We start from the raw sequence: 22,987 nt of genomic DNA, 5'->3' as shown, positions 1-22,987 counted from the left end.
TTTAGTTTGAGGTTGCTTTAAAATTTACTTTTATTGTAGTGCCTTTTGGGGTAGTCGTTGGGGGGGCTAATAAATAGATTTGGGGTGGTTGATTTAATGGGGGAAATTTGAGAACTCTTGAATTTGCAGTGTCAAGTACAAAAATAAAACCTAGTGAATTAACAAAAACATCATACGGATTTGTTAATTGATTAAGATTAGAACCATACCCATTTCCACCTGCCACTGTTACACCTGACTGGTTATTAGTAGAAAATTTTTGTATCCTAGAATTATTTCTATCCGCGACATAGATATTTCCTTGTGAGTCAATGTGAAGTCCTTGAGGGTATTCAAATTGATTTGGCATTGAACCAATTCCATTTCCTCCAGCGACCGTAATTCCAACAGATGCACCACTTAACCATTTTTGAATTCTATTATTGCCAACATCATTAATATATACATCATTATTAACATCTACGTATAGTTTAGAGGGGTTATCTAATTGGTTTGATGCTGATCCTTTACCATTGCCTCCAGCTACTAAGGTTGGCTGAATGGAGCCTCTTGGATATTTTAAAACTCGATGATTTGAAACATCCGTTACATATAAATTTTCATTTGCATCTATAAATAATCCAGAAGGATAAAAACCGCCACTCGCAACTGTTATGCCAATTTGTGAATTATTACTAAATTTTTGAATTCTTGAATTAAAATAATCAGCAACATAAATATCACTGGATAATGAAACAAAAACATCAATTGGTGCTCTAAATTGATTTGAAGCTGTACCCCAGCCATTTCCACCAGCTACAATTAAGCCTGTAGTTTCATCTTTTTTCCATTTTAGAATTCTGTCATTACTCCAGTCAGCAATGTAAATATTTTCATTATTATCCACGAAAAAACCTTCTGGGTCATAAAATTGATTTAGTGATGAACCTCTACCATTTCCGCCTGCGACAATTATTCCATTAGGTGTTTGAGAATAAGTAACTGTCGAATACAATAAGATAAAAATTAAGTGTAGTTTTGTCATTATTTAATTTGAGATTGCTTTAAAATTGACTTTTAAGGGGATACCTTGTTGCACTGACTCTTCATTATTTAAAATATTAATAATTGGTAAAATTGGTGGAAAAGAATATTTGGCAACAGAATATTCCAACCCACCAATAATTATTATGTCCCCAAAATTACTTTGAGTTAAATTTACCATTAGAGAAAAGCTAATATTAATGTTCCATTTTTCCAGTCCATCTTTGTCTAAATTGACCAAATATCCATCTGAACACGCTAATATTAAATATCCACCATTTTTATTTCTAATAATTTTAGGAAAATATGTTGTTTTATAAATTTCTCGCTCCCATAGTATTTGCCCAATTGTACCCATTTTTTTATCAAAATTGTGGTATGAGAGTAACCTTGAGCACCAGAGGAAGCTACTAAAATAATATTATTATCTGAATCAATAGTTACTCCACCTAAATATTCATCATCCTCTGTTCCCATTGTTTTGTCCCAAATTAAGTCACCCGTCGGAGATAATTTCATTACCCAAATATCGAATCCTCCAATAGCATTTTCAGTTTTTTTGCCAGATATATTGGAGTTGGATGATGCTCCTAAAATAATTTCTCCAATGTTATTAATACTAATTATCGGTTTGATTTCATTACTGAAACCACCAAATGTTTTATCCCATATTTTTTGGCCATTATTTCCAATTTTGATTAGCCAAATGTCATTACTGTTATTATAGCTATTGTTACTTTTACTACCTGAAGCATTTGAATTAGATTGACCACAAATTAGAAAACCATCATTTGTGGAAACAATTTTTGGAGAAAGCTCTGTCCCTGTTGCACCAAATGTTTTATCCCATACCTTAGTACCACTCTCATCATATTTTATCACCCAAAAATCTGCTCCACCTACGTTATTGGCTGTTTTTTGACCTGAAATATGAGAATATGAATGACAAACCAAGACAAAACCATTGTCACTCGATGCGATAATTTGAGGTTCAAATTCATTATAATTCCCACCGATAGTTTTATCCCATATTTTCACACCCAAAGCATTAAACTTTACAATCCAAATATCAAACCGTTGAAATTGATTAAGAATTGGCAAGATATTCCCATCCGATTTATCTCCTGAGATTGTAGAATTTGAATGGCCAGCAATGATATAACCGCCATCACTTGTTGAGATTATGGAGAAAGGTTCATCAGTTTCATTTGCAACGAAACTTTTAGTCCAATCGAAATTTGGAGCTTGACTAAAAGCCTCTAATGCAAATAATGCACAAAACGTAAGAAATAAATATTTCATAATAACGTCAATTTTAACATCCAACTCTGTTTCGCAAGCGGTAGCATGCTTACACAATATAACAACTTTAAAGAATTGTCAAAAACAGAGTTTATATAGACTTTGCTTACTTTTAATAATGACTATTTTTTGGAGAAATTTGTATGTGTAGCTCTCACGGTTGACAATGTCTTAATGTGTATCGCCAAAAAAATCTTATAAATGAATTTATTTATTATTGCATATTCAATTGTACAAATATTCTTATTTTGAAGAACCACAAACATACCCAATATTAATTATCAATTCAATTTTATTTATTTTACGGTATTTTTTGAATAAAACCCTCTAAATAATACCCACAAAATCTTTCAAAAAACAATAATAATTCCTTTAACTTTACCAAACTTACGGAGTCCGTCAAAAATGTCAAAATAAAAATGAAAAAAGATAATATGCTGAAACAAATCTTAGTAGTGTTAGACAAACATTACCCTGAAAATGAGGTTTATGAACCTATTATCAGTGAATCAGTTCAGCTAAATGAAATTGAAAATTTAAAAAGAACTGTTAATTATGAGCAGTTTTTCTTTGTCTTGAATATCGTCAAACGAAAAATTGAACACGTTCATGGCGTTGCTGAATGGTTGGGTTACGCCGATAGTACATTTTCATTTTTTGATTACATAAAAATCATTCACCCTCGGCATTTGCCATCGCTCAATATGTTGGCCGATTCGGCTTTTAAAACGGCCAACTCAGATGAGTTTTCTATTAAATTTATGAGTCCACGCATTGTTATTCAGTTGCCCCTTAGACACTACAATGGCAAACACATTTTGGTTAAACGAACGCTTTCTCCTTTTCAAATCAACAAAGATGGCAGGGTTCTTTCTTACTTAAACCATTTTGTGATATTGAAAGAATATAATGAATTGGATACGCTCGATGCTCGTGTAGGAAATAATTACGAAATAACGTCCGTAGAAGAGATTTTGGCAGTAAAAGACAAACAACCAAAATTGATAGATACCGAAAAGAAGCCTTTCGGGCTCAATAAAAAAGAGCTTTCTATTCTTTATCAAATTGCTAATAATCAAGCTATTACTCAAAAAGAAATATGTGCAAACCTCGGTTTATCGTTAGATACCCTACGCAAAACCTATAATCGTAGAATACTTAGTAAAGCCCGTGAAAGTTTTGAAATTGAAACCTTTGAGACGATTAAAGATGTGGCTATTTATTTGAAGAATGAGGGGCATATTTGATAGTCCAATCAAACGGGCGTTTAATTGGACTATTGCATATAGAAATTATATTATTTGAAAAGGTGGTTTTTAGTATTTTTGATGCAGAAAAGTGTAATTTACTTGTATTGAAATCTAAGTATAAGGTGATTATGATTTCAAATGGATAGCGTTATACTATTAATACAAAATCAAATTTGCCCATATTTATCTATGAACATGAGAAAATTATTCAATTGTTCTTTAGATAATTTTGGAGGGTTTTGAGTACTCGGATTCCTTCTTCCGTAAATTAACTCCATATCTTTTTCAGTGATTGTGAGTGGATTGTGTAACTCTGTATAAATACTTTTGCAGACCAAGAAAACAGAATGTGTCTTTGATTTTTCTAAGTAGTAATTATTCCATTCATTCACATCTACACCCCAAAAACCACTTGTTTCGTCTAATGACAAATGAGGATTGTTGTTTACCATACAGTTATTGGGTAATTTAAGGTTCAGTTTACTGTACCATAATGCCGCTGCCGCATGAGTTTCAAGGCGTTCTATGACTTCTACGATGGCCACAAGCTTCCAATGCATAAATCCTAAATTATAAGTGCCTTTTTTTGATAAATAGATAGCTGTATCACCTTTTTTTAAGGTTGGGGCGAATTTATTACCTCTGCACAATGCAGAAATAGAAGGGAATGGATTCTCAAAATCAGGTTCTCGCCTACATGACCCATCAATGTAAGGAGGAAAATCAAATTTTTGTATTGCATCAAGCCCTTTTTTCTTGAAGCAAATTGGTTGGAATGTTACGAGTTTTATCATGATGTATAGAATTAATATCTCTTAAACCCCTAACTTCAAAAGCCTTTCTTTTAACTCTTGTAATTCCAAGTGTAGCGTTAGCCTAAGATTAAACTGTTTTTCTTTTTTTATTTTGTTTTCAAGTTGCTGAATTTGTCTTTCTAAATCTCTGATTTGAGCATTGAACTGCACTATTTCATCAATGCTTTTGTTTTCTTGTTTGGTATCGGTGAGTTGTTGGCAAAAATCTGCATAGACAAAATCAAGACTTTGTTTGAGGTTGAACTGGTATTTTTGTTCAGTTAAGGAAAACCAATTTGTAGAGAATGTCCAGTCGATAATTGACTTATCTTCAATGGTAGGATGAAAGTGTTTCTTTGAGGTAGAAATCATCAATTCTTTGCCAAACGTCAAAATAAAAACTATCTGGTAAGGAATGGCTTTATCTATTACTTCTACAATATCTTTGATATTATCTGCTTTTTTTAGCTGTATATCAAATACTTGAATTTCTTGCACATCTTTTCCTTCAAGATTGACCGTATCTTTGGCTATTTTATTTACCCATTTGATTTTGTCAATATCATCAATAAATATCCGCTTTTGCTTTTGATTAGTGAAACTATCAAAAGCATTTTTAGGTATAACCCGATTGACAAAGGTTGATTGTGGTAACTCAAATATTATCATTTGATTATGAAAAATGATACAAGTTTAAAATCCTCAATACCCTTTAGTTTATCTCCTAAGGCCGTGGTGCCACCTACCCTGAATAAACTATGAATTTCTTTTTCTTCTTCGGTTTGCAGTATTGAAGCAATGGCCTTTCTAAGTAAAGTTGAGTACTGACCCATATCTTTAAAATCATTTGTCTCTTCACTCACTTCATTACAAAGATTTTGAATGGGTGTCATTTTACCCTGAGAAATTAATCTGAGTACATCAAGTGTCTTTTTTGCTTCAATATGATTAAAAATCAACGTACCATCGGTCCTTAAATAAACCAAATAATAGGGGTGTAAACGGTTCATCTTATCAATATTGATGTGAGTATTGACATTTTTAAGAATAAAAATCACACCATTTTCAGATTGATTTGTTGTCTCTGCTACTGCATATAGGCCTTCGGGTATGTTTTTAAGGACACCGTATTTTTTTATCAGGTTTGCTAAATCTATTCTAAAATCATTTAACCCTAAATCGGTTATACTAACTCCTTCTTTTAAATCCTCTAAGTCAACTACTTCTTCTTGTAATTTTTTTAGTTGAATTTTTCTATATTCTAAATCTTTCTCATCAGTGTTCAAAATATTATCATCACCCGTGCTTGCCATGTTGCTGATAAGCATTTTGTTTTCTACTCGTTGTTTCAGATTAATGTAGGCATCAAGCGTAACATCGGGCCAAAAATTTACCATCGTAATATTGGTATTGATTGAGCCAATTCTATCAATACGACCGAATCTCTGGATAATTCGTACTGGATTCCAGTGAATATCATAATTTATCAGATAATCACAATCTTGCAGGTTTTGCCCTTCTGAGATACAATCAGTTGCTATCAAAACATCAATATTATCATTAATGTCAGGAAAAACCTGTGCTTTACCCTTTGAAATCGGAGAAAAACAAGTAAGAATAGTATTTAGGTCAGTAGGTATTTGTCTTGACGAACAGGTACGCTTATTTCCAGTAATCAGTGCTGAATGTATGTTGAAATTTGATAAAAAATAATCTTTTAATTCTCGGTATAAATAGTTGGCGGTATCGGCAAATGCAGTAAAAATAATGACCTTTTTATTATTTGTATTGAGTGGATTTTGCATTTTATCTACTATCAACTCCTTCAATTTCAGTAGTTTAAGGTCGTTTGTGTTGGTAACTTGAAATGTTGATTGGTAAAGTTGCTGCAATATTTCCAAATCTACTGCTAAGTCTTCGCTCCATCGGGTTTTGTCCAAATCGGCCACTCTGACTTTTACCTTATTGCCGATTATGTTTTCTTCATCTCCCCATTCCGACTCCCAGTCAAAGTTTTCTTCTTCTGGGTTTATATCTATGCCCGAAAGCATTTCAGCGTTTGTTTCTGCAAGAGCGGCTATTGTTGTCCGAATCTGTGATATGATATTATCGAGGGTTAGTCTAAACGAATCAACCGAACTTTCAATACGTTTCAGTAAATTGATACGCATCAAAAGTTGAAGGCTTTTTTCACGGTCTCGTTGTTTGAAAGTGCCTGATTTTACTTTTTTATCGTATTTTTCGGCATAAAGTGCTATTTTACTCGGTAAAATATAGTTTAAAGGCGAATATACCGATAGGTTTAGTAAAGTGAGTTTTTCGGCAATCGTAACGTAATTTGTGCCGTGATGACTAAGCGGGCTTTGGATTGATACTGGTTTATTCCTTACTGGAAATTTGCCAACATCGGTAGTGTCATAATAGGTTGTGATGTGTTTTCTTGACCTTGCAATTGTCAGGTTATCAAGAATTTCAAAGAAATCGAAATCAAGCATACTTAACAACTTCTCGGTTGTTCGCTCTTCGGTTGCCAATTTCGACCAAATATTGAATGATTGTTGGGCTCTTCTAAAGACCACATCAATACTTCGCTCAGTATTTAGTTTTTCATCTATTTGCTCTGGGTTTCCTTCGTAAGTTAGTGCCAATTGATTTCGTAAATCATTAAACCTATTATTGACTGGCGTGGCTGAGAGCATCAAAACTTTTGTTTCGATGCCTTCCTGTACGATTTTCCTTAATAACTTTTGATACCTATTTTCTTTGCCAACTACAGTATTATTATTCCTGAAATTATGCGATTCATCAATCACTACTAAGGCATAGTTTCCCCAATTTACATTTTCAAGGCTTCTGCCATTGCTCATGCCTCGCTCACGTGACAAATCAGTATGAAAAAGAACATCATACCGAAGTCTATCTTTTGCTAAAATATTATTCTTATCATTTTGGCGATACGTATTCCAGTTGGCTTCGAGCTTTTTGGGGCAAAGCACCAGCACATCTTTATTGCGTTTTTCGTAATATTTGATGATACCAAGTGCCGTAAATGTTTTTCCTAAACCCACACTGTCGGCAATGATACAACCATTAAATTTTTCGAGCTTATTGATAGCTCCAATGACTGCATCTCGCTGAAAATTATAAAGTTTATTCCAGATTATGGTTTGTTTGAAGCCAATTTCATCGTTGGGTAGGTAGTCGGTTGAAATATCATCTAAAAACTCATTGAAAATATTATAAAGCGAAATAAAGTAGATAAACTCAGGGCTGTTCTCTTTATAAGCATCTTCAAAATAGGTCTGAACCAATGCTGTTACATCTTTTAAATTCTCTTGATTTTGCCAAATTTGGTTAAACCAATCAAGGTAGGCTTTGCTTTGCGGTGCATCAATTTTTTGGATGAGTGTCGGGAAACCCGAACGGTGCGTATAGCCTAAATCAGAGGTGGTAAAACTCGAAATATTAGAGTAAGCTACGGCATCATCTTCTGAGTTATTTACGTGAAGTACGCCTGAAAGTGGAAGATTCGCATTAGTATTGCTCTTAAAAGCAACTTTTTGTCTAACCCACTCAGCACACTCCTTGGCAATTGCTCGTTGGTTTAATTCATTTTTTAGTCTGAGTTCAAACTCACCACCGCAAAGTTGGTTTTCGTTATAGATATGTGGTATGTAAAACTCTCTCGGAATTTTATTGAATTTCTCTTCAATAAAAGTGGGCGATGTAAAAACAAACCGTAGTTCTTCGATTGATTTTAGCTCTTTTTTTAAGGCTTCAAAAGCATAAATTGAAAAGGAGGAAGCGGCTATTGATAGCCGACCCCCTTTTTTTATTTCAAGTTTTAAATCGTCTCCAAGGCGTGAATTTACATTATCTATGAGCTTCATTATACTTAATTCAGTTGTATTATCTCTAATAATTTATCGTAACTACTAATTTGGCTAAACTTCACCACGCCATCGCTGATAGCTTTAAAATGTTCTTCGGCACAATGTAGTTTTAGTTTTTCTATTTCTCTCAGTTCCGTCATCGAGTCGGTGCCTTTGGTTTCGGCCACGAAATAAATATGGCGTACTTTTTCTTTATCAAACACAATTGCCCAGTCGGGGCTATAATTAGCAATGGGCGTTGTGATATAAAAACTCTTTGGCAATTTGGCATAAACCGTTACGAGCGTGCTACCTTCTAAGTCTTTGGCAAACTCGGCTTCTACCTGAGAGTCAGTAGTCATATAATCATAAATGTGCTTTTTGAGCATTTCTGACTGTATTACTACTTGTTTGTTATTACTAAAGACCGTTTTGGCGTCGTGGCGTTCTTCGGTTTTATGATACACAATGTTATTGAGTATCAAGCTGGCCTTTACTTCGTTTATCAATTTACTGCATGCACTGATAAATTCCTCGGGGTTTTTCTGAATCAGTATAAACTTATTGGGTTCAATTTTTTTCAAGATTTCCACCACCGTTCGGCGAGTTAGGTTGGTTTTAGCTACAATTTCGCCCACTATATCGTACGTGGCATTGGTGTTTACGTTGGTTCTGAGTTTTTCGGTATTCCGAGTTACATTGCCAAAGCCTTGTAGTTTTTCGAGTTCCTCTTTGCTTGCTTCTTTCAGTGTACCTTCTTTTACTTCGTAGCTTCTATCGCTAATATGGAGCTTGGCATTGATAAATACCTTGCTGTCGTGTACGAGTTTTTCGGTGTCTATTTGTACTTCATAAACAGATTTAAGACTGATTCTATTCCATAATTCTTGAAACTCTTGCTTGGCAAAATTGGCATTTACCTTAGCTTCGGTTGTTTGGCGGTCGTCACTTGGTTTCGGTACTTCGCCCGAATACACCGACTGTAAAAGTCGGGTGATACTATCTCTGTAAACTTCCAGCGTTTCGGGCAATGGTACTTTATTGGCAGCAATAAGGGCTTTGCCTTCGGCGGTTATTTTATCGTCATCGTCTAAAATATCATGCTTGAATAAAAACTTATTGAGCTTATTGGCTAATTCTTTATCAACTCTCATGCTTTCGCCCGTGGCATTTATGAGCATTTTATTCACAAAAAACTCAATATTGGCTTTTTGTGGTCGGTCTTTGAGCGATGCCGCTATTTCGTTTTGCAGACCCTTCGCAAAATCTTCGTAACTCTCGGAGGCTATAATTGTGAGTTTGTTTACTTCATGTACTTGCTCGCCGATGGTCTCGAAATCTTGACGGATTCCATGGCGATTGACACACAAACGCATTCCACGCCCAACTTCCTGACGGCGGCGTATTTGTGAACCAGATTCTACGTGCTTTAAGGCACATATCTGAAAAACATTGGGGTTGTCCCAGCCTTCTTTGAGGGCGGAGTGTGAAAAAATAAAACGTGTGGGTTCTTCAAAACTCAGCAATCGTTCTTTGTCTTTCATGATTAGGTCATAAGCCGAAATATCATCCGATTCGGCTTCTTCGCCTTTTTTGGCTCGTTTGGTGCTTGGGTCAACCAATTGTTTTTTCTTATCAATCGAAAAATACCCTTGGTGAACTTTTTCGGCTTGGTCTCTTTGTAAATATTCGAGGTAAGCATCGGTGGGCATATAGCCTTTGTGTACTTTGTTTGGCTCGTTATCATCCAGATACTGACCGTATTCTTGAGTAAAAAGGTCTATTACATCTAAAACGGCATTGCGGTATTCTTCCTCAAAAAGTTGAGCATATTCGCCCAGCTTTTCTTCGCCTTGCTCGCCATACACTCGGTATTTTTCTACCGAATCAATAAAGAACAACGAAAGTACCTTGATGCCTTGGTAGAATAAATTTCGTTCTTTTTGTAGATGCGATTTGATGGTTTCTCTAATCTGAATACGTCGGAAATCGTTTTCGTTGACATCGCCTTTGGCTTCACCAACAAAAATTTCTTGACCGTTTATTTCAATTTTATTAAAAAAGCCATCTATTTCTTGAATCGTAAAGTGTTCGTACTGAGGCATATAGCCCGAAAGTTCGTGCAGGTTTGCACCTTTGCTTAGTTTTTCTCGAACACGCTTTACTCCCGAATTGGTGCGTTTTTCGTATTCGAGCAAAACCATTGGGGGCTTGGTGGTGCTGAGCAAAATCTGCTCTACGTACAAATAACCATTTGTGCCACTTGTGCCTTTGAAAGTGATGCCTTTTGCCGAAATCTTCTTTACGAGTTTCTTATTGTAGGCATCGAGGGCATCGAGGCGATAGATTTTATTATAATCGGTTTTGTGGGTGGCCGAATAACGCAACGTAAACAATGGATTGAAATCTTGCATACTTTGCAAGGTTTGTTCGCCATCGACCGACTGCGGCTCGTCGATGATTATAATTGGGTTGGTTTGGGCAATGATTTCGATAGGGCGGCGTGAGGCAAACTGGTCAAGCTCCATATAAATACGCCTTGCGTCGGCACCACGGGCGTTGAATGCTTGCGTATTGATAATCATCACACTGATGCGAGAATCAGAAGCAAAGGTTTCGATGTCTTGCGGGCGGCTCGAATTATAAATAAAAGGTGAAATTTTATGCCCGTAAATACCCTGAAAATGTTCTTGGGTTACCTCAAATGATTTGTGAATGCCCTCACGAATGGCAATACTTGGCACAATAACGATAAATTTACTCCAACCGTAGTGTTTGTGCAGCTCATACATGGTGCGGATATAGGTATAGGTTTTACCCGTACCCGTTTCCATTTCTATCGTAAGGTTAAGCCCCGACTTGATGCCTTGCGGACGCTCAATTTTGATGCTTTCTATCAAATCTTGATTTCGCTGTACTTGCTTGATGTTTTCTAATTGCTGGCTTTCGGTTATCTCGATGAGGCTATTTCGGTACCCGATTTCTTCTTTTATTTCATTTTCGTATAAATCGCCTAAGCCTTTGGCGGCATCTTGGGCTTTTTTGAGCAATTCTCGGCTACGCTCAAGCGTAAACCGATTGGTTTTCGGGTTTTGCCCTGCAAAACAATCAATTACCGCTTTTACGGCTTCGAGCTGAAAGGCTTGTTCTTTAAATTGTAATTTCATGTATTTTGGTATTTTTCAGCCTTTTTCTGTCTTATAAAACGAAAATCAGGTACTTATGGAAAATGGCACGCTGATGACGCTGATATTTTACCGCTGATTTGCACAGATTTTTTGGTCTATGTAAATCAGCGTTGCTTGCATCCGTTTTATCTGCGTGCCATTCATAACTTACTAATTATCAGTTAGTTGATGCGTAGTTTTTAAATCACTCGCATTTCGGTGTCGGTGCTTAGTTGTTTGAGTAGCTGCTTTACGTTTTCTTTGGCGGTATCGTTGGCAAAAGAGGCATCTCTGAAAACTACTCTGAGGGGTTTTTCGGTGGCAATGGCTCGGGCAAAATTTTCGTCAATGCCTTTATCGAAGCACGCAAAGAGGGCATTGCCTGCAATCTTGAATATTTCTTTGCCCAGAATACTGACACGCTCAATGGGTAGCGAGAGTGGCAAGCCCCAGTCGAGCATGATTTGTGCCACGAGGTCTTGGGCGGTGCGGTCGGGTTTGATATTATCGGCAAAGAGGTCTAAACTTGCTTGGTCGTAGTCTTTTGGGCGATAATAAACTTCTTGCATATTGCTGCTATCGAGGCGATAAACCCTAAAGCCAACATCAAGTTTGGCTTCGGTAGCATTTGGCTCAAAATCAAGTTCTTGGGCTTTTTTAGCTTGTTGGGTGGCTTGCTCATCTACTATTTTTTTGCCCGCTCGGCGGATACGCTCTTTACCTATCTCACAAATGTTTTTGTAACCAGCCTTGTATGCTTCGCTTTTCTCGTCGGTAGCTTCGGGTAGCTGTACTATGATAAATTTTCTATTTTCTCTATCTTCTGCATTTTGCTTAAAAATGGCATGAGCTGTCGAACTGGAGCCTCCAAAAAAATCTAATATAATATCGCCATTTGGAGTGGTATTATTTACTCTTATGGTAAATATTTGAGAAAGTAATTTAATTGGTTTTGGAAATGGGAAAATTGATTTAGGAAAAAGTTCTTGAAAGTCCTTAGAACCATCTTGAGAGTATGGACCATCAAAGATGGACAGTGGTGTTCCTCGTCTAATTATGCCATCTTCACCTTTTAGATAGCCTTTGAATCTTACTTTGTAAGTACCATCACTCTGTTTGTTAAATACCAGAATATTGTTTTTTTGAGCCTCTTCCACTCTATCTTGAGACCATAACCATTGCTTTTCAGGCCAAATTTCAACACCTTCATGTATTATTGGGAATTTAAGATTTGGTCTATCTCCCATACTCGTCGTGTCGAGTGGCCAAGTTGCATAGGGTCCCCTTATTGCGTATTTTTCGTCTTTTTTATTATACATGGAGGCTGTTTTCTCTGAATATGGTATGGAAATATCTGCAATTGAATATGTATTTTTTGAATAACATAATATATATTCGTGTAACCCAATCCACCCAATTGATTTAGCTCCACCACCTGTCTTATTTTTCCAGATTATTTCGGTTAGAAAATTATTATCACCAAAAATTTCATCACACAACTTTTTTAAATTGTGACATTCATTTTCATCAATTGAGATAAAAATCAAACCATCGTCAGTCAGTAAGTTTCGAGCAAGTTTTAGGCGTGGGTACATCATCGTTAGCCAATCGGAGTGGTAGCGGCCTGAGGTATCGGGGTTGGCTACCATGCGTTGGTTATATTCATCTACCAAGCCACTTTCGGCTTTATACTCTTCGGTGTTTTGCGTAAAATTATCTTTATATACAAAGTCGTTGCCTGTGTTGTAGGGTGGGTCAATGTATATCATTTTTATTTTGCCCAAATAGCTTTCTTGCAAGAGTTTCAGCACTTCAAGGTTGTCGCCTTCAATGTATAGGTTTTCGGTGGAATCAAAGTTTACTGAGTCTTCTACTACGGGGCGTAGGGTATTGGTAGTGGGCAAGTTGGCGGTTACTATTGCCTCCCGTTTTCCTGGCCATTCGAGGCGGTAGCGTTCTTTATTGCCTTCTACAATATCGTGGCTGAGTTCTTGGCGGAGCAAATCAAAATCTATTTGTTTGCCATTGGCGGTTTCGGTAATACAGTTGGGGAAAAGAGCCGAAATTCGTTCTATATTTTGTTGTACTAAATCAGGTGAAGTAAGGTCAAGTTTGTCGGTCATGGTACTGTCTGAGCTAATTTTTCAGGTGGTTGGTAGAATGTTATACCTATGCAAGTTTAGCCAAGAAAGCGGAGTTTTACAAAAATGATTTTGGGTGAGTAGGATAAAAACTAAAAAGTCTCAGAAAATAACATGAATTTCTGAGACTTTTGTCGGGGTTTAGTTAGGTTTTAGCATACTAATCGGAATACCTACTTTTATGCTTGCAAAAGCTCTTTCTGAGGGTTTCTGCTCTTTGTTGGCGGGTAGTTTAGTATTTATGTCTGGTACTTGATACTCCAAAACAATGTTTGCTTGCTCGCCATCGGCCGATTTATACGCAGGTATAATCAAGCCCATTTTCAGATTAGTCGATTTTGTATTAGTCGTATATTTGATGTTGGTCGTAATACCAAATTTTCTTTTATCGCCAACCAGCCCTGTCATTCCAAAATTCAACACTTTATTGGTTTGTATTTCATCAAAATCCTTTTGCGATAAATCATTGAGGTTATACGCCTTTTTAGTTTCAATGGTATTAAAAGTACTGATTCGGCTCGAATCTGTAATGAAAGTTTTGGGGGTTAAATCAAGAAATTTTCGTTTCTTTTCAATCTCATAACTTAAAAAGGTGTTGAATACTGCTTTATTCATAACCGATGTAAAATTGGCACTTATACCTACAAAATCTTGTCTAAGTCCTTTCAGTTCCTCAAGGGCATCATTTCTGAATACATTTACAGTTTGTTTGTTTATTTTGTAATCAATATTTATCCAGAAGAAATAGCGAGATGTCCAAGGGGCGTCTTTTTCGAGTTCGTACAGTTCCGATTCATAGTATTTTTTTAGTTTTTTTTCAGCACCTTCGGTTGTTTTATTGTCAAGATTTAAATCATCAATTTTAGCTAATTCCTCTTGAGCTTTTAGGATTTTAGCATTCTGAGCAGCAATATCGGTTTCTGATAAAATATATGCTTTTACGATTTGGTCGGCACTCAGATTTATTTTAGAATTATCGGTCATTTTTATTGATATTCGTGTGTCATTCACAGCTACACTATCAATAAAGCCTTGCTTTTGGATTATTTTTTGAACGGTCGCATCGAGTTCTTCATTACTTATCGTTAGGCTTTGCCCTTTGGAATCTATTATTGAAATAGTAGTATCATTGTCAATTGTTCCAAACCGTGGTGAGTTTTGCAAGACTGATTTTGCCAATTCATTTTTACTGATTTTCTTAGCAGCTGCTTCAATGCTGGCGTTCAAGGCTAATCTATTTTTATTTAATGAGTTCAGTGTTTTATATTTTTTATCTAATTCCATTTGGGCGAGATTTCTTTTTCCCGCAAATGCTTGGGTCTTTGCTAATTTGTTATTAAAAAAGTATAGTGTACTATTTTTCCAAAATTTAAACCCGAGCGGATTAATAAATAATTTTCCACCTATGCCAATATTGGGGTCATATTCACGGGCTTTTCTGAATATAAATTCGCCATCATCGTTCAGTTTTCCAATGAAATAAGGATAAAACCCAACTGCTGGAATTGCTTTGCCTTTTCTTGTAAATGGGAGCATACCTCCCAAAAATATTTCAGGTTTATTTAATGTTAGAATTAATTGGTTTTGTGGCTGAACCGTAATACCCGATAAGGCTGAGAAATCACGGGTATAAATTTTTTTAAAAGATGAATTGCTTACTAAATTTTCATTAGATGAAGAATCTGGTTCGTTTTTTAAGGATAATACATTTGGGTTTTTATGTGATTTTTGAGCGAAACTATTTAAAACAGTGCTTATTAAAAGCAGGAGAATGGCAATTTTTTTCATAATTGGCTTATGGTTTAGAAGTGAAGGCCAAAGATGGTGGTTTTGTATTTTATATTCAATTGATTTTTATTTTTCGGTATTACCCCAAGTATTATCAATTGTGTCCTGTTCGTAACCGTTAAATAAATTTATGTAGGATAATAGAAGTTTTACTATAAAATTTACTTCTCACAAAAGTCACCCTTCGTCTCTTTAATAATGTTTTTTACAATTCTATTTTAAATTAAATCAATGGAGTATTAGAAAAAATCGAAAGTTAAGAAATGAATTGCATACTAATCGTTTAACTATCAACCCAATGAATAGAACTGAATTTGGTCAACAATTAAATTTAGCAGAGGATTTAATTGCCATAGGCAGACGTAATCGTCCTGAAACACCCCTTGCACCAACATTTATAACAATACATAATACTGATAATCCATCTGCAGGTGCTGATGCGTTGGCTCACGCAAGGTTTTTAAAAATGACAGGATATTATATTCATCCGAGAGGTAGTGGAAATAAAGTTTGGGTATCCTGGCATTATACAGTTGATGATTTTAGGATTATCAAGCATATTCCAATAAGTGAATTAGCTTTCCACGCCAAAAGTGGGAATTCAAAAAGCATTGGAATAGAAATTTGCATGAATGCAGGTATAAACCAAAATGCGGCAAATCTAAGAGCTGCCAGATTGGTGGCAGCTCTTATGTTTGATTTAGGAATAGGAATAGATAAGGTTGTACCTCATAACAAATGGACAGGCAAACAATGTCCGAGCCTATTAATGGATGCTGATAAAACTTTTAATGTGAAATGGGGAAATTTTAAGAATATGATTTTGGCAGAATTCGGTTCAATAGATGTATAACTCAAGAATATTATGAAAAAAAATATACTGTTTTGGTTTTTACTTATACATTCTATCCCCACTTTTTCTCAAGTAGATTTGAAGCTATCAAATTTTTTGACGGATAGTTTAACCATTATTACAAATAGGGTACAAAAAAGAATTATTCCAACTCGATATATGGAAGGCACTTTAATTCAAAAAACGGACACATTAAAAGGTTGGGAAGGCATAGAAGTATCATTGTACAGTTACAAGGTGACTGGTACTAATATTATCGCAAAAGTATACTTAGCTGATGCTGATTCAAAAAGGATAGCAACTTGGGTTATTTCAACATGTGTAACTATAACAGGAAATTTATTAAAAGCCAATACTGACAAATTAATCAAAAGTATTAGAGATGCTTCGGGAGGTCAATTTCCTGTTTTGGGTATGGTTTATGAAGATATGGATGGCAAAGGTCAAAAAAACTATATTTTCAAAGATGGCGTTACTGTGTTCCTGAAAAATAAAACTTCAGATAATTTAGCATTAATCAATGATGTCAATATAAAATCAGTCGGAAAATACGCCCGAATCATCAGCACCACCAGAGAAGAATATATCAAGAAATTCGGCAATTCAGATTTATCAAGCAAAAATTGGCTAAAAGTTGTCAGAGACGAATACAAAAAAGCATTAAAATCTGATTATAACAATTTGATGATAGCTTGGGGAAATGGGAGGTTGAAATGATTGATTTTAGTATATTTCAATTAAATAGCCCCACAAAAGTAGGGCTACCAGATTTATAGAAAGGCAAGTAACTATTTATTTGAAAAGATAATAATTCAACGAAACCCGAAAAGTATTTGATAAAATCTGATTCTTTTTGTTTGGTAATAAGTACGATAAATCAAGTCCAAAGTTCTTCAGTTTTCCACCCAGTCCAAGCGTAAAATAATGTAAGTCTCCCTTTAGCCTGTTTTGGGTATAGTAGCCTGCACGAATTGCTAAGAAGTTACGATACTGAAACTCCGTTCCAAAAGAAAAAGTAATTTCTCTCATTGTTTCACGCAAACCATCGGGTGCAGTACCCCATGATTGAAAAATTGTACCAATGCCTGTGATATTTTCTTCATTTCTGCCTGCAATTACTTCGTTCTGAGCATTTCGGATTGAAGGGGTTGGTAAAAGCAATTTATTTGCATCGACGGTAAACATCAAAACATTTTGTTTCTTCCCCAAAATGAAATTTTGAGCAGCACCGAGTTTCAGTAAGGTTGGTTGAAAAGTTCTTTGTTTGTAATCTCCGTAAGAAACTTTGCCACCAATATTTGTTAAAGATGCACCATAATTTAGCCAATGCTTTTTAGTGTTTCTTCCATTATGGTAAAAATATAAATCGCCAGCTATGGCATTGACTGGTTTTGTAGAGACATTTTGGGTAGTTGAATGAGCTGATAAATTGGAATAGATATATTTCAAACCAATTGAAATGCTATTGTTCTGGCGAACTTTGAGGCTATAAAAACCGTTGATTGAAAACTCTTTTGATTGGAAGCTCTTGATAAACTCCCTGTTGTCGCCATAAATAGCCACATTCCCAGCATCAAAATATTTAACTGTCAAACCATAAGCCTTCTTTTCTTTTACTTGAAAAAGATTTCCTCCGAACAAATTCATTCCTTGAATGAGATTTCTGTAATAGGGCGTATAATGTAGTGAAACGCCGATGTTTTTACTTTTTTGAGTACTATCTTGTTTGAGAAACACCAATTTCGCAGGATTCATTAATGCACTATTGGCATCGGGTGAAATAGCAATTCCTGCTTCACCCAATGAAGCAGAACGAGCATCGTAGGTGAAGTTTTGAAATGGAAATGCACCTACTAATATTCTGTTTGTATTCACTGGTGTATAAGCTTGAGCGATACTTTTCAAACTCGTCAGTAATAACAAGCCAATCATTTTTAAATTTTTCATCTGATTATATGTTTGAATTCCTTGCCAGTTTGACTGACAAGGAATGGGTGAGTTTTTTAGTTATTTACTTTTACAATGCGTTTTTTCAAGGTAACTGGTTTGTTTCCATCTGTACCAACGATGTATAAAATGTAAGTTTCGGATGGTAAATTGAACAAGTCGAGTACGATATTATCCAAGTAGCGTTCTTGCCCGCCACCTTCGTAAAGGACTTCTCCACGTTGACTATAAAGAATCAATTTCACACCATCAATGCAGCCCTTTGATTTGATGTATAATTTCCCCGAAGTTGGGTTGGGGTATGCAATGGCCTCATTGATATTATAATCCAAAACGGTGATAGTAGCTGTTGATTCGTCCGATTTTTCATTATCAGCATTGATGCAGTATAGACTATATTTTTGCATTTCAATGCTTTTGCCTGTCACTTCAATCTTTTCTCCACGCTGACCATTCGACCAAATAATTGTACCATTGCATTGAGTAAGTGTCGATATTGTTAGTTGTTTATTCAAACAAAGCGTATCGGTGATGGAATAACCACGAATACCATTACTCGTTTCAATCTCAATCGGGCGGGGTCTTACTCGAACTTTAACCGAAGCTGTATCAGAAATACATTGCCAAATGCCACAAGTGGCCGAGTAAACCGTATCCCTCACAGGTCTAACCACAATGCTTTGCGATTTTTCGCCTGTATTCCAAAGTAAGTTTTCATCGCAGCCACTGGCAGTTAAGGTGGTTTTCTCGCTTTCCAGTATAATTAGATTGCCACTAATAATAGGCTTTTTTGGGGTTTGGTAAACCTTGATAAAAGTTGTATCTGAAACTAACCCATCCAGTCCTATACAAATAGCTTTGAAGGTAATATCCGATTTAGGTGAAACTGTAAATGAAAAGTCTTTCAAATCTCGATTATCTAACCAAACCAAAGTGCTGCCATCTTCACAGTTTTTTGCCGTAATAGTTGTCGAAGTCCCCACACACAAAGTGTCTGAACTGGCAGTTGCTATTGGCATTTTAGGCCTTACATAAACCTTAAATTGACTCCATTCGCTGTAACAGCCATCTACAAAACAGCGAGCTTGATAAATGGTTGTTTGTAAAGGCTTTGCTTGAATTTGATTCAAAGTATCTGCCAACAAAATACTTCCAACTTTCCATTCAGTACGATTACACGCACTTGCAAATAGTTCAATCGTTTCGCCTTTAACAATCGTTGATGTATCTTTACTGAGAATTGTTGGAGCATCAATTTTGGGTTTTACTGTTGCAGTAAAAGCTACTCCTTTACTAAATCCTGCTTCATCTTCACAACTCACGGCATAAGTATTAGTAGCAAATAATCTGATTTTATCATCTTCTTTTCGCTCAATTCTGTTGGGTATGTCGAGCCAATTTTCTGTCCAATGGGCGGTTGCACCGTCAGTACAGCCGCTTTTCAAGGTCAAAGTATCACCATAACACAAAGTCAAATCATTTACTTTGGCTTCGGGCGTATTTACTACCACTTGTATTTGACTTTCTGCACGGCAATTGTATCCTCCAAAACAGGTAACTGAATAAGTAGCTGTTCGTTTGGGTTTTACTCGAATCTGAACTATTCCTTCTTCTCCCGTTGACCAAACTAAATGTCCATTACAATTTAAGACATTCAATTCTACCGTTTCGCCCGAGAAATAGCTTTCTTTATTGGGGATAATTTCAGGTTTGTTGGGCAAGGGAATGGGGCTGATTAAAATATCTGAGGCCGATTCTCCTGCCGAACTCGGACATGAAACCCTAAAATATGTAGGTTCAAAAATTGGATAAGTATTTGGATTGTCGATTGATTTGGCATCGCTGAAATCAGCCTTTTTCCAAACCACCCAATAAGCAGAACCCGCACAACCACTCTGACCAAGTGTTGCCGTCGAACCCCAACAAACATCTTTGCCAGTAGCTTGGATAACGGGCGGCTTTACTTCAATCGTTATTTTTCCTTTTCCACCACAAGCATTTGGGCTTAAACATTCGGCTACATATTCAGTATATTTTTCGGTCGGCCAAACCGTAATTGGATTTCCGTTCGCTTGTCCATTTTGCCAACTGACTATACCATCACAACCAGTTGTACTCAAAGCGGTTGATTCGCCTAAAATAACTGGATTTTTTGAAGCAACGATTTGAAAATCTTGCGGCTGTCTGATACTTACTCCAATAGTTTCGGTGGCTTCACCTGCCGAAGTAACACAATGCCCCGTGAACGAGCCTGCTTGTACAATTCCATTATACATCGGAGATATTTCATTTCTACGCCCATACTCTGGGGAAGTCCAATAGATTTCATTAGATGGACAACCAGTCATACTCAAAGTAGTTGAACCTCCAATACAAACTACATTTGGCGATGCCGTTACCTTAATTTTTGGAGCGATTACCTCAATCATTATTTTGCCATTACCGCCAATACATCCACCATTGGCAGTGCAAGTAGCAGAATATTCTGTGCTTGCTTTGGGAGTTACAGCAATACTCCTTGTGCTTTCACCCGTATTCCAAGAAATAATTCCGTTACAATTTGAAATACTTAAAGTGGCAGTTTCACCTAAAACTAAAGGATTTTTTGAAGCAACTATTGTTGGAGTTGCACCGTTTGAATTAATAATTAATCTGACCAAAATTCTGGCATTACTTGTGCAGTTGTTGGTAGTATTCCGTGCTTGCACATAGAAAAATCCATTGTTTAAAGTTTCAGAACTTGGGGTAAAATTTAAACCCGTTGCCAATAAATTTCCACCGCTTGCAGAATCATACCATTCTGCTACCTCATTACTGCCAACACTGACTGATAAAGTTGGAATTGCTTGACCTGAACAAATGGTTTTATCTCCGCTACTGAGAGGTAGATTGACAGTTGGACAAGTACATGATGGGGAATTGACTGTTTGCGTAACCACACAACCAGTACTACTCGTTGCAGTTAGTATAACATTTGTACCTGTTGGAATGCCTGAAATGATGCCCTCTTCGGCAGCCGTTGCTGATACTGTACCAGTCGAGCCTGTTACTACGCCATTACTTGTAAAAGATACTGAATAAGTCAATAAATCTACTGAACAACTGGGTGTTCCTGTGTTTAAAGTCGGCAAATTATTGATGGTTAAACTTACGGATGTCCGAGTAGCACTAACACAGCTATTTTGTAAATTTCGGGCCTGAGCGTAATAAATCCCTGCCGAAGTTGGCGTGTAAGTCAATACTGAACTTGCCATTAATATACCGTTGGCATCATACCAGTCTGCAGTTTCATTTGTACCCACACTTACGCTTAAACTTGGAATCATTTGTCCCTGACAAATAACTTGATTGCCACCGCTAAGGGGTGGATTTATCACAGGGCAAGCACAATTTGGGGAATTTACTATTTGGGTTACGACACAACCCGCATTATTGGTAGAAGTTAGTTTAATATCCAATCCTGACGGAGTATTGATAATAGTATTTCCCGAAACTGTGCCAGCCGAGCTTGTAACTATACCATTACTTGCAAAATTGACTGAATAAGTCAATAAATCTGCACTGCAAGTAGTTCCATTGGTGGTGAGGGTTGGTAATGCGTTGATGATAACTACCCCCGAAGCGGTACTTGTCGCATCTGTACACGGAGGGGTTGCCGAAACTTTGCAAGTCGCTGTGTATGTTCCCGCACTATTTACAGTGGTACTCGTCTCTACAAATCCATTACTCCAAGTTACTGTACCGTTGGTGCAACCTGTGGCGGTGAGTATACCAATTTCACCTTGACACAATGACAAATTATTGACTAAAATACTTGGAGCAACAGCATTACTACAACAAGGACTTACATTCATTATCGCACTTTGCTCAGATTGCGTTTGCCCCGCATTTCGAGCAATAACATAATAACTCCCACCTGCGGTTAAGTTTAAGCCTGTAAATGTTCCTTGTCCATTAAATGTATTTCCCACTTGAGAAATAGTCGTAGTCGCAATCGGACTTGGGTTTCCAAGTTGATACAACTCTAATGTACCTGATTGCTGGAAAGCAATATCAAAAGTGGCATTAGTTGCACTACAATTCAATGTTCCTGATAAGGTGGGCGTAACGATTTTATCATACTGCAATGTTACTTCAACATCCAGAGCGGTATCATCGCAGTAAGTACTACCATCATCGCCTTTATCAACAATAAAATAGATATAACTACCCGCACTCACATTAATTGCTGGTACATTATAAGTAGTTGGACTGTTTGAAGTAGCGATAATGGTTCGTGGGAAAATGGTTAGATTATCGGTTTTAATCGTGTAACCGATATTATCGCCACAACCAAAAGTGGCTCGTTGCAAAGCATTGGTGATACCAAGAATATGCACATTGTTTGGAATGGATAATCTTACAACTGAAGGTGATTCGCCAGGGTGAAGAAAAACGCCAAACGGTGGAAATGGCTGAGGAGTAATTTCGCCAGCATTCAATTGTTCGTAAGCTAAAAAAGGATAACTTTCTTGACCAACTTGGAAAGTCCAGCCGAGTTGTCCAGCCGTACCGCCACCGTAAGTATTATCATTGCCATACGCAGGGAATAATACAAAATTATTGCTTCCATCGAGCGTACCGTAGCTAAAAAGCCCATTGGAACTTGGATTTTGTTGCCCAACCACACTTTTTAGTTTGAAGGTGATTTGGGCTTTAGTTTGAATTACTGCAAATAGTATTAACAGTAAGACGTAAATATTTTTTCTCATTTAATTCAAATTTTAAAGTGTTTAATGAAATGATTCTTTTATATTTTTACTGATTTTCAACTGATATCAAAGAATGGGGTAGCGTAATTGTTTATCATT

The 22,987-nt window shown here is 36.4% G+C and carries 13 protein-coding genes; 3 read left to right on the top strand and 10 right to left on the bottom strand.

The window, feature by feature from the left end:
- Position 1: 1 nt before the first annotated feature.
- Entirely contained in the window at positions 2-1,024 is a 1,023-nt protein-coding gene (locus A6M55_RS15550) for an NHL repeat-containing protein (protein ID WP_064198439.1), read from the bottom strand.
- 263 nt (positions 1,025-1,287) lie between these two features.
- On the bottom strand, positions 1,288-2,325 hold the full coding sequence (locus A6M55_RS15545; RefSeq protein WP_156511085.1) for a hypothetical protein: 1,038 nt from the start codon (positions 2,323-2,325) through the stop codon (positions 1,288-1,290).
- A 419-nt stretch (positions 2,326-2,744) separates the two neighbouring features.
- Here A6M55_RS15545 and A6M55_RS15540 point away from each other — a divergent pair, with 419 nt between their 5' ends.
- The gene (locus A6M55_RS15540; RefSeq protein WP_064198437.1) at positions 2,745-3,572 is read left to right on the top strand and encodes a hypothetical protein; all 828 of its coding nucleotides are present in this window, start codon (positions 2,745-2,747) and stop codon (positions 3,570-3,572) included.
- Between the two features lie 170 nt (positions 3,573-3,742).
- Here the strand turns inward: A6M55_RS15540 and A6M55_RS15535 are convergent, their stop codons facing one another.
- The 6 genes from A6M55_RS15535 to A6M55_RS15510 form a co-directional block, all read right to left on the bottom strand.
- Complete coding sequence (locus A6M55_RS15535; RefSeq protein WP_064198436.1) at positions 3,743-4,369, bottom strand: hypothetical protein; 627 nt, start codon at positions 4,367-4,369, stop codon at positions 3,743-3,745.
- 21 nt (positions 4,370-4,390) lie between these two features.
- Positions 4,391-5,038, bottom strand: a complete 648-nt coding sequence (locus A6M55_RS15530) for a DUF4391 domain-containing protein (protein WP_064198435.1) — start codon at positions 5,036-5,038, stop codon at positions 4,391-4,393.
- Positions 5,035-8,259, bottom strand: coding sequence for a helicase-related protein (locus A6M55_RS15525; protein ID WP_064198434.1), 3,225 nt, complete (start codon positions 8,257-8,259; stop codon positions 5,035-5,037). The genes A6M55_RS15530 and A6M55_RS15525 overlap by 4 nt, the downstream gene beginning before the upstream one ends.
- 5 nt (positions 8,260-8,264) lie before the next feature.
- A complete protein-coding gene (locus tag A6M55_RS15520) occupies positions 8,265-11,408 on the bottom strand; it encodes a type III restriction-modification system endonuclease (protein WP_064198433.1) in 3,144 nt (1,047 codons plus the stop codon).
- A gap of 200 nt (positions 11,409-11,608) precedes the next feature.
- On the bottom strand, positions 11,609-13,531 hold the full coding sequence (locus A6M55_RS15515) for a site-specific DNA-methyltransferase (protein WP_064198432.1): 1,923 nt from the start codon (positions 13,529-13,531) through the stop codon (positions 11,609-11,611).
- 159 nt (positions 13,532-13,690) lie between these two features.
- Positions 13,691-15,337 carry a hypothetical protein gene (locus tag A6M55_RS15510; RefSeq protein WP_064198431.1) on the bottom strand — a complete coding sequence of 549 codons (1,647 nt, stop codon included), beginning with the start codon at positions 15,335-15,337 and terminating at the stop codon, positions 13,691-13,693.
- Positions 15,338-15,635: 298 nt separating this feature from the next.
- On the opposite strand from A6M55_RS15510, the gene A6M55_RS15505 reads away from it, so the two are divergent.
- Together A6M55_RS15505 and A6M55_RS15500 are read left to right on the top strand one after the other, a co-directional pair.
- A complete protein-coding gene (locus A6M55_RS15505) occupies positions 15,636-16,190 on the top strand; it encodes an N-acetylmuramoyl-L-alanine amidase family protein (RefSeq protein ID WP_064198430.1) in 555 nt (184 codons plus the stop codon).
- A gap of 12 nt (positions 16,191-16,202) precedes the next feature.
- Positions 16,203-16,907, top strand: coding sequence for a hypothetical protein (locus A6M55_RS15500; protein ID WP_064198429.1), 705 nt, complete (start codon positions 16,203-16,205; stop codon positions 16,905-16,907).
- A gap of 75 nt (positions 16,908-16,982) precedes the next feature.
- Here the strand turns inward: A6M55_RS15500 and porV are convergent, their stop codons facing one another.
- Together porV and A6M55_RS15490 are read right to left on the bottom strand one after the other, a co-directional pair.
- Positions 16,983-18,137, bottom strand: coding sequence for a type IX secretion system outer membrane channel protein PorV (gene porV / locus A6M55_RS15495; RefSeq protein WP_064198428.1), 1,155 nt, complete (start codon positions 18,135-18,137; stop codon positions 16,983-16,985).
- Between the two features lie 56 nt (positions 18,138-18,193).
- Complete coding sequence (locus A6M55_RS15490; RefSeq protein WP_064198427.1) at positions 18,194-22,888, bottom strand: hypothetical protein; 4,695 nt, start codon at positions 22,886-22,888, stop codon at positions 18,194-18,196.
- Positions 22,889-22,987: the final 99 nt, after the last annotated feature.

The sequence above is a fragment of the Emticicia sp. MM genome, assembly GCF_001649495.1.
The sequence above is the reverse complement of the archived record's forward strand: the minus strand, read 5'-3'. Positions and strand labels throughout refer to the sequence as shown.

What these genes read in the sequence shown, in the direction of transcription:
- A6M55_RS15520 (WP_064198433.1), bottom strand. Translation starts at nt 11,408, where the DNA reads ATGAAATTACAATTTAAAGAACAAGCCTTTCAGCTCGAAGCCGTAAAA.
- porV (WP_064198428.1), bottom strand. Translation starts at nt 18,137, where the DNA reads ATGAAAAATTTAAAAATGATTGGCTTGTTATTACTGACGAGTTTGAAA.
- A6M55_RS15500 (WP_064198429.1), top strand. Translation starts at nt 16,203, where the DNA reads ATGAAAAAAAATATACTGTTTTGGTTTTTACTTATACATTCTATCCCC.
- A6M55_RS15550 (WP_064198439.1), bottom strand. Translation starts at nt 1,024, where the DNA reads ATGACAAAACTACACTTAATTTTTATCTTATTGTATTCGACAGTTACT.
- A6M55_RS15545 (WP_156511085.1), bottom strand. Translation starts at nt 2,325, where the DNA reads ATGAAATATTTATTTCTTACGTTTTGTGCATTATTTGCATTAGAGGCT.
- A6M55_RS15525 (WP_064198434.1), bottom strand. Translation starts at nt 8,259, where the DNA reads ATGAAGCTCATAGATAATGTAAATTCACGCCTTGGAGACGATTTAAAA.
- A6M55_RS15515 (WP_064198432.1), bottom strand. Translation starts at nt 13,531, where the DNA reads ATGACCGACAAACTTGACCTTACTTCACCTGATTTAGTACAACAAAAT.
- A6M55_RS15530 (WP_064198435.1), bottom strand. Translation starts at nt 5,038, where the DNA reads ATGATAATATTTGAGTTACCACAATCAACCTTTGTCAATCGGGTTATA.
- A6M55_RS15505 (WP_064198430.1), top strand. Translation starts at nt 15,636, where the DNA reads ATGAATAGAACTGAATTTGGTCAACAATTAAATTTAGCAGAGGATTTA.
- A6M55_RS15540 (WP_064198437.1), top strand. Translation starts at nt 2,745, where the DNA reads ATGAAAAAAGATAATATGCTGAAACAAATCTTAGTAGTGTTAGACAAA.
- A6M55_RS15510 (WP_064198431.1), bottom strand. Translation starts at nt 15,337, where the DNA reads ATGAAAAAAATTGCCATTCTCCTGCTTTTAATAAGCACTGTTTTAAAT.
- A6M55_RS15490 (WP_064198427.1), bottom strand. Translation starts at nt 22,888, where the DNA reads ATGAGAAAAAATATTTACGTCTTACTGTTAATACTATTTGCAGTAATT.
- A6M55_RS15535 (WP_064198436.1), bottom strand. Translation starts at nt 4,369, where the DNA reads ATGATAAAACTCGTAACATTCCAACCAATTTGCTTCAAGAAAAAAGGG.